The organism is Streptomyces sporangiiformans (assembly GCF_005768555.2).
GTDB classification, from domain to species: Bacteria; Actinomycetota; Actinomycetes; order Streptomycetales; family Streptomycetaceae; genus Streptomyces; species Streptomyces sporangiiformans.
In genome coordinates this window covers 90,645-102,427 of the sequence record NZ_VCHX02000117.1, presented here as the reverse complement: position 1 = coordinate 102,427, position 11,783 = coordinate 90,645, and the positions used below count along the sequence as shown (strand labels likewise).

At 70.3% G+C, this 11,783-nt stretch carries 12 protein-coding genes; 8 read left to right on the top strand and 4 right to left on the bottom strand.

The genetic code is table 11. From position 1 onward, the window contains the following. Window positions 1-77: 77 nt before the first annotated feature. From FGD71_RS14985 to FGD71_RS14975, 3 genes are read right to left on the bottom strand one after another with little or no spacing between them, the layout of a single operon-like run. Complete coding sequence (locus FGD71_RS14985) at window positions 78-1,031, bottom strand: quinone oxidoreductase family protein (RefSeq protein WP_119100947.1); 954 nt, start codon at window positions 1,029-1,031, stop codon at window positions 78-80. Continuing rightward, window positions 1,028-1,849 carry an ABC transporter permease gene (locus tag FGD71_RS14980; RefSeq protein WP_119100946.1) on the bottom strand — a complete coding sequence of 274 codons (822 nt, stop codon included), beginning with the start codon at window positions 1,847-1,849 and terminating at the stop codon, window positions 1,028-1,030. Before FGD71_RS14980 ends, FGD71_RS14985 begins: the two co-directional genes overlap by 4 nt. Continuing rightward, window positions 1,846-2,760 (bottom strand): ABC transporter ATP-binding protein, encoded by a 915-nt coding sequence (locus FGD71_RS14975; protein WP_119100945.1) that lies wholly within the window; start codon window positions 2,758-2,760, stop codon window positions 1,846-1,848. The genes FGD71_RS14980 and FGD71_RS14975 overlap by 4 nt, the downstream gene beginning before the upstream one ends. 369 nt (window positions 2,761-3,129) lie before the next feature. Here FGD71_RS14975 and FGD71_RS14970 point away from each other — a divergent pair, with 369 nt between their 5' ends. The 7 genes from FGD71_RS14970 to FGD71_RS14940 all read left to right on the top strand — a co-directional run bounded on the left by FGD71_RS14970 (window position 3,130) and on the right by FGD71_RS14940 (window position 9,667). Beyond that, window positions 3,130-4,350 carry a Rieske 2Fe-2S domain-containing protein gene (locus FGD71_RS14970; RefSeq protein ID WP_119100944.1) on the top strand — a complete coding sequence of 407 codons (1,221 nt, stop codon included), beginning with the start codon at window positions 3,130-3,132 and terminating at the stop codon, window positions 4,348-4,350. Between the two features lie 115 nt (window positions 4,351-4,465). Then, the gene (locus FGD71_RS14965) at window positions 4,466-5,818 is read left to right on the top strand and encodes a M20 family metallopeptidase (RefSeq protein WP_119100943.1); all 1,353 of its coding nucleotides are present in this window, start codon (window positions 4,466-4,468) and stop codon (window positions 5,816-5,818) included. Next, on the top strand, window positions 5,815-6,774 hold the full coding sequence (locus FGD71_RS14960; protein ID WP_119100942.1) for a DODA-type extradiol aromatic ring-opening family dioxygenase: 960 nt from the start codon (window positions 5,815-5,817) through the stop codon (window positions 6,772-6,774). The genes FGD71_RS14965 and FGD71_RS14960 overlap by 4 nt, the downstream gene beginning before the upstream one ends. Continuing rightward, complete coding sequence (locus FGD71_RS14955; protein ID WP_119100941.1) at window positions 6,771-7,628, top strand: alpha/beta fold hydrolase; 858 nt, start codon at window positions 6,771-6,773, stop codon at window positions 7,626-7,628. Before FGD71_RS14960 ends, FGD71_RS14955 begins: the two co-directional genes overlap by 4 nt. A gap of 148 nt (window positions 7,629-7,776) precedes the next feature. Further along, on the top strand, window positions 7,777-8,595 hold the full coding sequence (locus tag FGD71_RS14950; protein ID WP_119100940.1) for an IclR family transcriptional regulator: 819 nt from the start codon (window positions 7,777-7,779) through the stop codon (window positions 8,593-8,595). Further along, entirely contained in the window at window positions 8,592-9,209 is a 618-nt protein-coding gene (locus FGD71_RS14945) for an FAS1-like dehydratase domain-containing protein (protein WP_119100939.1), read from the top strand. Before FGD71_RS14950 ends, FGD71_RS14945 begins: the two co-directional genes overlap by 4 nt. Beyond that, window positions 9,206-9,667: a hotdog family protein gene (locus FGD71_RS14940; protein WP_119100938.1), complete on the top strand. Its 462-nt coding sequence runs from the start codon at window positions 9,206-9,208 to the stop codon at window positions 9,665-9,667. The genes FGD71_RS14945 and FGD71_RS14940 overlap by 4 nt, the downstream gene beginning before the upstream one ends. On the opposite strand, the gene FGD71_RS14935 is transcribed toward FGD71_RS14940, so the two are convergent. After that, window positions 9,603-10,622 carry an ABC transporter substrate-binding protein gene (locus FGD71_RS14935; protein WP_119100937.1) on the bottom strand — a complete coding sequence of 340 codons (1,020 nt, stop codon included), beginning with the start codon at window positions 10,620-10,622 and terminating at the stop codon, window positions 9,603-9,605. The genes FGD71_RS14940 and FGD71_RS14935 overlap by 65 nt on opposite strands. 135 nt (window positions 10,623-10,757) lie before the next feature. On the opposite strand from FGD71_RS14935, the gene FGD71_RS14930 reads away from it, so the two are divergent. Then, window positions 10,758-11,783, top strand: a complete 1,026-nt coding sequence (locus FGD71_RS14930) for an NAD(P)/FAD-dependent oxidoreductase (protein ID WP_119100936.1) — start codon at window positions 10,758-10,760, stop codon at window positions 11,781-11,783.

Sequence of the window (11,783 nt, the reverse complement as noted above, 5' to 3'; positions counted from 1 at the left end):
CGGTGCCGAGGTCATGCCGGCGGCCCCGGCATCGTCCGCTGCCGGGGCCACGAGGTGGTCGTCCTGGGCTGAGCCCGTCAGGCCAGGTCGAGCACCACCCTCCCGACCGCGGCTCCCGTCCGCAGCCGCTCCACGGCCTCGGTCAGCCGGTCCGGTCCGTAGCGTTCGATCGGCAGGTTCAGCTCACCCGCCGCCAGCTCGGTCAGGAGCCGCTCCGCGTCCGCGGCGACCTCCTTGCCCCGCGTCATCAGGTTCACGGGCAGCAAGGAGACGTCGGCCAGCAGGAAGTCCGCGAGATCCACGGTGAATTCGCGTCCGGCGGTGTAGCCGACCAGGGCGACGCGGCCGCGTGGGCGGACCAGGCCCAGGGCGTCCCGCAGTACAGGGCCGCCCACGGTGTCGACGACCGCATCGATCTGCCCGGCCACGGCCTCGGGCGACATCTCGGTCGCCAGTACCGCCTTGGCCGGCGCGGGCACGTGGCTCAGCTTGGACGCGCGGCCGACGACGCCGATCACCTCGGCCCCGGCACGCGCCGCGATCTGCACGGTCAGGGACCCCACCGCACCCGCCGCGCCGGTGACGAGGACCCGCTCGCCCGGCTGCACGGCCGCGACCGAGTACACCGCCGCCCAGGCCGTGCCGACCGGTGTGAAGAAGCTGCACGCCAGCGCGGGATCCGTGCCCTCCGGTACCGCGATCACGGTCGCATCGGGCACCACGGCGTGATCGGCCCAGCAACCGTCCAGGCGCAGCCCGAGCCCCTTGCCGTTGACCCTCACCAGGGTGCCTTCAGGATGGCTGTCCGAGGCGAGCACGATCCCGGCCCCGTTCGTGCCGGGCACCGCCGGGAGATCCGGGAGGATCCCGAACTTGCCGTCGACGACGTTGAGATCGAGATGGGCCACCTGTGTCGCCAGCATCCGTACAAGTGTCTGTCCGGGGCTCGCCGCGGGCACGGGCCGCTCCACCAGCCGGGGCAGCTCACCGAAGTGCTCCAGGATCAGGGCACGTGACGTCACACCGCTCACAGCTTCACTCCGTATCGACGCAGGACCCGGGACGCGACGATCCGCAGCACACGGTCGAAGACGAACCCGAGGATGCCCAGGGTGATGATGCCGACGAAGACCCAGTCGATACGACCGTAGTTGCGGGAGGTCCAGATCAGCGCGCCGAGTCCGACCTGGGCGGCGACGATCTCGGCGGAGACGATGGTCAGGAAGCTGTTGCCCATGGCCAGTCGCGCCCCGGTGATGATGTACGGCACCGTCGAGGGCAGCACGACCCCCCGCAGGATCTGCCGCCGGCTCGCGCCCAGGCTCGCCGCGGCACGCAGCTTCGACTCGCTCACCGCCATCACCCCGGCGCTGGTGTTCAGGATGACGATGAAGACCGCCGTGTAGAAGATCAGGACGACCTTCGACGACTCGCCGATGCCCAGCCACACCACGGCCAGGGTCACGAAGGCGATGGGCGGGATGAAACGGAAGAACTCGATGTAGGGCTCGAGGAGTTGGCGTACGAGCCGGATCTGCCCGATGAACAGGCCGGCCGGTACGCCCACCAGCAGGCCGAGACCCCAGCCGATCAGTATGCGGCGGGCGGAGGCGATGATCGAGTTGGTGAGCGTGCCGTCGCTCGCGAGCTCGCCCGCCGCGGACAGGGTCGCGCTCGGGGAGGCAACGAGCGAGGGGCCGTAACTCATCGCGAGCAGCTGCCAGACGCCGATGCCGACGAGGACGGACACCGCGTACAGGGCGACAGTGCGCAGCCTGAGCCGGGTGGCCTGCAGCGCGCGCCGCTCGGTGCGGGGCTTCGGGGTGGCCTCGACGGTGACCGTCGTCATCGTTCCTCCTCCGGGCCGGATTCCGGGCCGAGTTCCGGGCTGCGTTCCGGGGCGAGTTCCGTATCGCGCTCCGTGTCGAGCCCCTGGTCGCGCAGGGCCTTGCGTACCTCTTCGCCGATGTCCTGCCGCAGGCTGCGGCGCAGCTCGAGGGCGGCGGGGTCGGACTCGTCGCGCGGCCTGGGCAGGTCCACCGGGTAGACGGACTTGACGGAGGCCGCGGGACCGGCGGTCATGACGGCGATGCGGTCCGCCAGCAGGATCGCCTCGTCGATGTCGTGGGTGACGAACACGACGGTGCAGCCCGAGGCCTGCCAGATGCGGGCCATCTCCTCCTGCATCACCTGCCGGGTCTGTGCGTCGAGCGCCCCGAACGGCTCGTCCATCAGCACGACCTGGGGCTTGTTCGCCAGGACGCGTGCGATCTGTACGCGCTGGCGCATCCCGCCCGACAGCTGGGCGGGGTACCGGTCGGCGCAGTGCCGCAGCCCGACAAGCCCCAGGTACTCGTCGGCCAGCGCCGCCTGCTCGGCCCTGGACCTGCCGCGCATCCGCGGGCCGAAGGCCACGTTCTGGCGGACCGTCAGCCAGTCGAAGAGGGCCTCGCTGCTCTGGAAGACCATGCCGAGTTCGGGATCGGGACCTGTGACGGGCGTGCCGTCGACAGTGAGGCTGCCCTGGTGCGGCCGGACGAATCCGGCGAGTGCGGACAGCAGGGTGGACTTGCCGCAGCCGCTCGGCCCGAGCAGACAGAGGAACTCCCCGGCGGCGATGTCGAGCGATATGTCCCGTACGGCGTGGAAGGAGCCGAACCTGATGTCGACGCCATCGACGCGTACGGCCGCGCCATGCCCACTCCTGTCGGTCTTTTCGGCCCTGGCGGGCGTCGTCGCGGCCTTGATGGCGTTCGTCATCGCGATCCCTTCGTCGGCCGGGTGGCGCCGCCGCCCCCGGTGGCGGAGCCGGTGGTGGCGGCGCTGCACCCGATGAGTGAGACCGACGCGGCGGTGAGCGGGGTGAGGACGCTTCTGGCGGGGTGTCCTCGGCTGGCCTGTGGCTCCATGAGCACCTCGATGGGTGGTGGCGGGAATGCGCGCACAGTAGAACGCGGCGCCGCGGGAGCGCATGGACCCTGGTCCGCTCAGTGGGACGCGACCCGCGGGGTGACCGGGGATGACCGCCGTCCGCCGGGCGGTCTGCTGGGCGGAACGGTTCCGTAGCGGGACGCGCCGCCTCACCCGATGCTCAAGCCATGCATCGACTGCAGCAGGAGGTCACGCACGATGACGACGGGTGAAGGTTCGCTCGCCCCCAAGGGCAGAAGCCGGTCCGGGCGCGGCCGCACAGGGCAGCCCGGCCGGCAGGACTGGACGTCGTGGCCGCACTACGACGGGGCGGCCGCGGGATTCCGCGGTTACTGGTATCCGGTCACCTGGTCCAGCCAGATCACGGGCAAGCCGCTCCCGTACACGATCTGCGGCGAGAAGATCACGCTGATCCGCGACGGCGGAAAGGCCTACGCCCTGCACAACCGCTGCCCGCACCGCGGAGTGCCGCTGTCCGAGGGCGACCAGCAGTTCCCGGGCACCGTCAGCTGCCCCTATCACGGCTGGACGTTCGACCTGCCCACGGGCAATCTGAGCGCGGTCATCACCGACGGTCCCGAGTGCCGGCTGACCGGCAAGGTCCAGGTGCGGACGTACGCGGTCGAGGAGCGCCTCGGCATGGTGTGGGTGTACATCCCCCTCGCCGACGAGGAGCCGCATCCGATCGACGAGCAGCTCCCCGAGGAACTCGTGTCCAACGGCTTCGTCATGGGCGGCCGTATCGAGCCCCGCGGCGGCAACTGGCGTTTCGCCTGCGAGAACGGTTTCGACGAGGGCCACGCCAAGTACCTGCACCGCACGGCCCTGTGGCGGCTGTTCAAGCCGATGCCGACCTGGAACATCACCCGGATCGTGCCCAAGGGCCGCTGGATCTTCCGGGTGCAGGACGAGGTCCACTGGGACGCCGACTTCCCCGGGGTCGGCCGCTGGACCAACAAGCGCTGGTGGAAGATGCAGCCGCCGAAGGAGACCTTCAACATCGGCAACACCGGCGCGGCGGACAAGGTCAACCCGACGATCGAGGCTCAGGAGTTCCCCGGCTTCGCGTCCCTTTCCATGCCGGGCGTGCTGCGCATCGTCTACCCCAACTTCATCCACTACGAGTTCTACGTCCCCGTCGACGCCGACCACCACCGCTACGTCGGCGTGATGGTCAACTTCACCGAGGGCTGGCAGACCCTCGGTTTCTACGCCAAGTACCTGGGCGCCATCCGCTGGCTGTTCCACGGACAGTTCTCCGGCCAGGACGCCTGGATGGTCGACGTCACCGACGCGCCCCCGGAGAAGCTCTACCGCCCCGACGTCTCGCTGACCGCCTGGCGGAACCTGAGCGAGGAGGAGTACGGCAAGAAGCTGGCCGCGGTCGGCGCCCACACCCGGAGTGAGAAGGAGGCGTGACCATGCGCCGCACACTGCTCGCCATGTTGGCCGGGGTCGCCCTCGCCGTGGGGCTGCCCCGGGCCAAGAAGCGCTTCGCGCGCGCCACCATGACCCAGGTCCACAGGATCAACCAATGAGCGGCGACGGACTCGCCGGACTCGACACCCCACGCCGCACCTGGGTGGAGGAGGCCTGGCGGTACGTCACCGGCGACCGGCTGCGCGAGCTGATCATCGGGCTCGTCGACATCCCGAGCCCCACCGGCGAGGAGGGGCCGCTCGCCACCCACATCGCGGACACGCTGAAAGCCTCGGGATGCGGCGCCGCGGTCCAGCCCCTCGACGACCGGCAGGCCAACGCCTGGGCCAGGCTCTCCGGCGACGGCACCGGCCCCGACCTCATGCTGTACGCGCCGATCGACACCCTCACCGTGGGCGAGGAGAACGAGGACCTCCCCTGGATCGGCCCGGAGCTGCGGGACGACATGCGCCCGCGGGCCACCGTCTACGACGACCTGGTGACCGGCCTCGGGGCATCGAACCCCAAGGGTCACGCGGCCTGCGTGATGATGGCCGCCGAAGCGATCGCCGTCGCCGGGATCCCGCTCACCGGGGATCTCGTCGCGGCGTTCGGCGCCGGCGGTATGCCCACCAATGCCCGGCCGGTCGGCACTCGCCGCAACACCGGGCAGGGCGTGGGCTGTTCGTTCCTCCTCGAGCAGGGCGTGTGGACCGATTACGCGCTCATCGCCAAGCCCGGCTGGACCGTCTCCTGGGACGAGGTCGGCCTCGTATGGTTCGAGGTCACCGTCCGCGGCACGCACACCTACGTGGGCTCCCGTCACCGGCTCCCGTACGGCAACGCCATCGCCCGCGCCGGCGAGGTCGCCCGGCACCTGGAGGAGTGGTTCGTCGCCTACGCCGACCGCCACACGGACGGCACCGTCGCACCGCAGGGCATCGTCTCCTCCATACGAGGCGGCTGGCCGCGCATGGCGGCCGTCACCCCGGCCTCCTGCACCCTCAGGGTGGACCTGCGCATCAGCCCCGACACGACGCCGATGCGGGCCAAACGGGAGTTCGCGGCCGCGTTGGAGGCCATCCGGGACAAGGTGCCCGGACTCGACGTCACCGCTGAGATGATCCTGGCCATCCCCGGGACACGGACCGGTCCGGACAGCTGGATCTTCCGCAGCGCGGCGGCCGGCTGGGAGGCCTTCGAGGGACGCGAGCACGAGGTCGTCCGGGGCAACAGCGGCGCCACCGACGCCAATATCCTGCGCGGGCGCGGCATCCCGACCGTCCGGGTCGGCATGCCGAAGGTCCCCGAGGGCGAGGCACCCTTCGAGATCGACTTCGCCCGCGGGATGAACACCGTGTCCGTACGAGCCATGGAAAAGCTGACACGCCATCTGATCCGTACGGCCGTCGACACCGTCACCCGCTCCCGCGACGAACTGCACCAGCTGGAAGGAGAGCCGGCATGACCGAGATCGTCCTCGGGGTGGGCGCGTCGCACAGCACGCTGATGAACACCCACTGGGAGGAGACCGTCCACAAGGGCCGCGCCGAGCGGTTCCGTGACGCACTGCGCTCGGCGCGCGACGAACTCGCCGCGGCCCGCCCCGACACGGTGATCCTGGTCGGCTCCAACCACTTCCGTGGCTTCTGGCTTGACCTGATCCCCAGCTTCACGATCGGCGTGGGGGAGTGCGTCGCCAGCGGCGAGTCCGGCACCCCCAAGGGCCCGCAGCCGGTGGACGTGCCCCTGGCCCGGCACATCGCGAACTCCCTTGTGGAAGGCGGCCGTTTCGATGTCGCCTTCTCGGCCCGGCTGCAGATCGACCACGGCCAGTCGCACGCGATCCAGTACCTCCTTGACGGGCTGGACGTGGAGATCGTGCCGCTCGTCGTGAACGTCTTCGCGCCTCCGCTGCCGACCCTGGACCGCTGCGAGCAGCTGGGCCGGGCGATCCGGGACGCCGTGCTCGCCTTCCCCGAGGACCGCCGGGTCGCCGTCATCGGCTCCGGCGGGCTCTCGCACCGGCTGCCCTGGCCCGACTGGCGCGAACCGCACGGTGACGACGAGGAGTTCATGGTCGGTGCCTGGCTCGACGGCCGGGAGAACTGGCAGGACTACGACGCCCGCCGCCGCGAGATCATCCGGGCCGCCGAGGCCGCGCTCAACCCGGAGTTCGACGACGAGTTCCTGTCCCTGGTGGAGCGCGGCCACACACACCGCATCACCGAGTACACCACCGAAGCGCTGGAGAAGACGGCGGGCAACGGGGCGCAGGAGCTGCGCACCTGGCTGCTGACGGCGGCACTGCTCGACCACGCACCCGCCCGCCGACTGGCGTACGAGCCCATGCCCGAGTGGCTCACCGGCATGGCCGTCGCCGTCCTCGACCCCGCACGCACCACCCAGGAAAGGCAGCCATGAGCATCTGGACCGAACTGTCGGGCATCGACCACCGGCACGCTTACGTCGACGCCGGCGGCATCAGGACCCGCGCGCTGCAGGCAGGTCCCGAGGACGGCGAGCACGTGGTGTTCCTGCACGGCACGACCGGACATCTGGAGGCGTTCGTACGGAACATCCCGGCGCACGCCGAGCGCTACCGCTGCCACGCCGTCGACATGCTCGGCCACGGCTACACGGGCAAGCCGGACCGCCCCGGTGAGATCCCCGCGTATGTCGAGCACCTGATGGCGTACCTCGACGCGGTGGGCGCCGAACGCGCGCACCTGGTCGGCGAGTCGCTGGGCGGCTGGGTGTCGTCCTGGGCGGCGAGCGAGTACCCGGACCGCGTCGCCTCGCTGCAACTGCTGTGCATGGGCGGTACGAAGGTCAACCCGCAGGTGATGGAACGGCTGAAGACCTCGACGCGGGCCGCCGCGCTGGAGGACGACATCTCCCTCACCCGGGACCGGCTGCGCCTGCTGTGGGCGGAGTGGGACGAGGACCTCGGCGACGAGCTGACCCAGGTGCGGTACGAGATCTACCACCAGCCCGACTTCCAGCGGAATCTGCACAACCTGCTGGCCCTGCAGGAGGTCGAGACCCGTGAACGCAACCTGCTCCGGCCGGACCGCATGGCCAGGATCAAGGCACCCACCCTCGTGGTCTGGGCCAACAAGAACCCGTTCGGGGACGTCCCGGAGGCCGAGGCCATCACCGCCGCCATTCCCGGGGCCCGTCTTGAGATCTTCAATGAGTGCGGGCACTGGCCGCAGCACGAGAAGGCCGACCTGTACAACCCGCTCAGCCTGGGGTTTCTCGCCGGGGTTTCGTGAACCCGCCCCCAGCGCGGGCCCGCGGTCACCGCGAATTTACGACGCCGCCCATGGCCATGATCAAGGAACACGTGGTTCCGTTGAGGGGCCGGATCCAGCCAAGAACGTGTTCCGAGGCAGGCAACGGATCGACCGGGAGGTTCTCCCCATGACTGTCACCGCGGTCGGCCGCACCGACCCCGCACCCGTCGTACCCCGCGGGTCCGCCATCCCCCGGGACGCGGACCCCGGTCCCGATCCCATGAACTCGGTCCTCGGCAAGGTCAGGCCCATCCTGGAGGCCTTCACCGCGGAGGACGCCACCCTCTCCCTGGCCGAGCTGGTGCGCCGGACCGGAGTCGCCAAGGCCACCGTGCACCGGCTCGCCCAGGAACTCGTCGTGTGGGGCCTGCTGGAACGGTCGGGCTGCGACTACCGGCTCGGGCTGCGCCTCTTCGAGATCGGGCAGCGCGTGCACCGCCAGCGCATCCTGCGCGAGGTCGCCCAGCCGTACATGGAGGACCTGCTGCTGGCGACCCAGGAGACCATCCACTTCGCCATCCACGACAGCCTGGACGTCGTGTACCTGGAGAAGATCTTCCCGCACCGGGGGCTGAACGAGGAGTCGCGGGTGGCGGGCCGGCTGCCGCTGTACTGCACGGCCACCGGCAAGGCGATCCTCGCCTTCTCCCCGGCCTCCCTGTTCGCCGATGTGGTCAGGAGCGGGCTGAAACCCTTCACCCGCCACACGGTCACCTCACCGGGCCGGTTGCGGGTCCAGTTGGAGCGGATCCGGGCGGAGGGCATCGCGACCGAGGCCGAGGAGATCCGCCTGGGCTACACGAGCATGGCCGTCCCCGTCTTCGGTGGCAGGGCCTCCCTCGTGGGCGCGCTGTCCATCACCGCGCCCACCTACCGCATGGATCCTTCCGGGCACGCCGTCGCCCTGCGCGCCGCGGCTTCGGGGATCAGCCGGTCGCTGCGGTGAGCCCGGTACTGGAGGAGGTCCTCTCCAGGGCCCGGAACCTGATCGGGAAGTGGGAGGGCGATGACTGCGGCGTGCTCACCGTGAAGGACTTCTGCCGGTACGCCGCCGCCCTCAACGACCTCGACTACATCCGCACCGCCCGCGCCCGGGAGACGGCGGGAGAGGCCGTCCAGGCCCCCGCCCTGTTCCTCGCAGGGACGCTGAGCTGGGAGGACGGCCCGGCGGAGGACGGACTGCGCCCGGACGGACTGGCCGCCCGGGAGTCGCCCTGCACCCAGGGCCTGCCGGTCCGCCAGGTACACGGAGGCCAGACGGTGCGGTTGGGCGCGCCCCCGGTCGCGGGCGTCCGGGTCACCGCCACCCGGGCGGTCACCTCGGCCGACCACCGCCGCGGCCGCTCGGGCGAGTTCGTGCTGCTCGGCGTCACCACCCGCTTCACGGCAGCACATGACGGAGAGGACCTGATGGCTGTGGACGAGACGATCGTCGTACTCGACGCGCTCGACGGCGTTCCGGACGAGCGGAGCGGGGACGGCGAGCGGAGCGGTGCCGACGGGCGGAGCGGAGACAGCGAGCCGAGCGGAGACAACGAGCCGAGCGAGGCCGCGGCATGACGGCAAAGGCCCCGGTCGCCGGGCAGGTCTGCCCGTCGCGCGCGTACTCCCACAGCAGGGTGCAGCTGTTCCGGTTCAGCGCCGTGTCGTGGAACGCGCACCGCATCCACTACGACGCCGAGTTCGCCGCCTCCGAGGGCTTCCCGGACGTGGTCGTACAGTCGACGCTGCACGGCGAGACGCTCAGCCGGCACGCGCTTCAGTGGGCCGGGCCCGGAGCGCGCCTTACGTCGGTGAGCTGGCGCAACCGCGCGACAGCCGTGGCCGGAGAGCCGCTCACCTGGACGGCGACGGTGCGCACGGTGGCGCCCTGCGAGGAGGGGGCCCTGGTGACGCTGGACGTCTCCGTCCTCAAGGGCGACGGCGCCCCCTGCGTCACCGGGCACGTCGAACTCACTTGGCGTTCTGCTCGTACCAGCCCTTCAGCAAGGTCGTCCCCAGCTCCGGCGACTTCTTGATCAGTTTCTGGGCGAGGTAGAAGTCGACGATCTTCTTCGATTCGGCGACATCCGCTTCGTCGATGCCGCGGGCGGTGAAGGTGATCTCCGGCAGCACCTTCACCGTCTGCTCCTCGGGCAGCTTGACCTGCTGCTTGGTGGCCTTCGCCGCGGCGGCCGGATCGTCGGTGACGAGCTTGTCCGCGGCGGCCACCACCTTGAAGATCTTGCCGGCGGTGTCCTCGTTGTCCTTCAGCCAGCTCTGGTCGGCAAGCAGCCACTGCACGTACTTCACGCCGAAGTCGCCGATCGTCCCGGCGATGTGACCACCCGTCGCGTCACCCCGGGCCGCCCACGGCTCGAACAGGACGTACGCGTCGATCGAGCCCTGCTCCAGCATCCCGGGAATCTCCGGCGGTGAACTCTGCAGGATCTTCACGGACTTCGGGTTGATGCCGTTGTGCTGCAGATACCGGTGTGTCGAGTACAGGCCGAGACCGCCGATCGACGCCATGGTCTTGATCTGCTTCGGGGACTTGATGCCGTCGCGCAGCACGACCTTCAGATAGCGGTCGGAGGACTGGAAGACACCCAGGGCCCGCAGATCGGGGTTGTTGACCATCAGAGGCAGCGCGGTGGAGTCCGCGTTGGCCGATATCTGCGCGGTGCCCGCGGACACGGCCTCGGACGCCGCCGGACCACCCTCGGTCTTCACCAACTCGACGTTCACGCCCGCTTTGGCGAACATGCCGCGCTCCACGGCCAGATAGAACGGGGCGTACGAGGCGTCCACCCCGAGGGCGACCCGCACCGTCGGCTTCCCCGCCGACGACACCCCGGCCGAATCCGTGGTACCGGCCGAGCAGGCCGTGACGAGAACGAGGGCCAGGGCCGTACAGCCGACTGCGGTGGCACCTCTCCTGCTGATTCCCCTCTTGCTGACTCGCTCCGTGTTGCTGGCTCTCTCGGTGTTCATGTGCGTTCTCCCGGCGCCGGACTTGATGGGATGCCGACGGTCCCAGCATTGTGCGCGGTCGCATAAGCCTGGCGTCCTGCTCACCGGAACGAACCCATGGGGCGAAACCGTGGGCCCCTCCTACGCTCGCCGCCCATGAGTGTTCTTTCCGACGTGCCCACGAGCACGGACGACGACTCGCGCACGATCGAGACGGACATCCTGATCATCGGCGCCGGCCCCGCAGGCCTCTACGGCGCCTACTACGCCGGCTTCCGTGGACTGAGCGTCGCCGTCATGGACGTCCTGCCCCAACAGGGCGGTCAGATCAGCGCGATGTACCCCGAGAAACCCATCTTCGACATCGCCGGATTCCCGGCGGTGCGCGGCCGCGATCTGGTCGCGAACCTGGTCGCCCAGGCTGAGCCGTACGGCCCCCGCTATCTCCTCGGCCACCGGGCGGCCGAACTCTCCCACGATCCCGACGGCCGTCCCGTCGTCCGCAGCGACCAGGGGGCCGTGGTCCGGGCCGGAGCGGTCGTGATCACCGGCGGGGTGGGGACGTTCACCCCCCGGCCGCTCCCGGCGGGCGAGGACTACCTCGGCCGAGGGCAGGTGTACTTCGTACCGGACCCCGCCGAACACACCGACCACGACGTCGTGGTCGTCGGCGGCGGCGACAGTGCCTTCGACTGGGCCTCGCTGCTCGCCCCCATCGCCCGCTCCGTCCGGCTCGTCCACCGCACCGACCGGTTCCGGGCCCACCGTTCGACCGTGGAGAAGGTCCGCGCCCTCGGCATCGAGATCATCACCGACTCCGAGGTGAGCGCACTGCACGGCGCCGGGCATCTCGAGCAGATCGAGATCCGGCACCGCACCACCAAGGAGGCCAGGCTGCTCCCGGCGCGCACCGTCGTCGCCGCACTCGGTTTCATCGCCAACCTCGGGCCCCTGCAGCACTGGGGCCTGGCGCTCGAGGCACGGCGGATCGTCGTGGACACCCGGATGGCCACCAACCTGCCCCGCGTCTTCGCCGCCGGGGACATCACCGACTACCCGGGCAAGGTGCGCCTGATCTCCGTGGGCTTCGGCGAGGTCGCCACCGCGGTGAACAACGCGGCGACCGTCATCGACCCGGAGGCGGCCCTGTTCCCAGGGCACTCCACCGAGAAGGAGAACTGA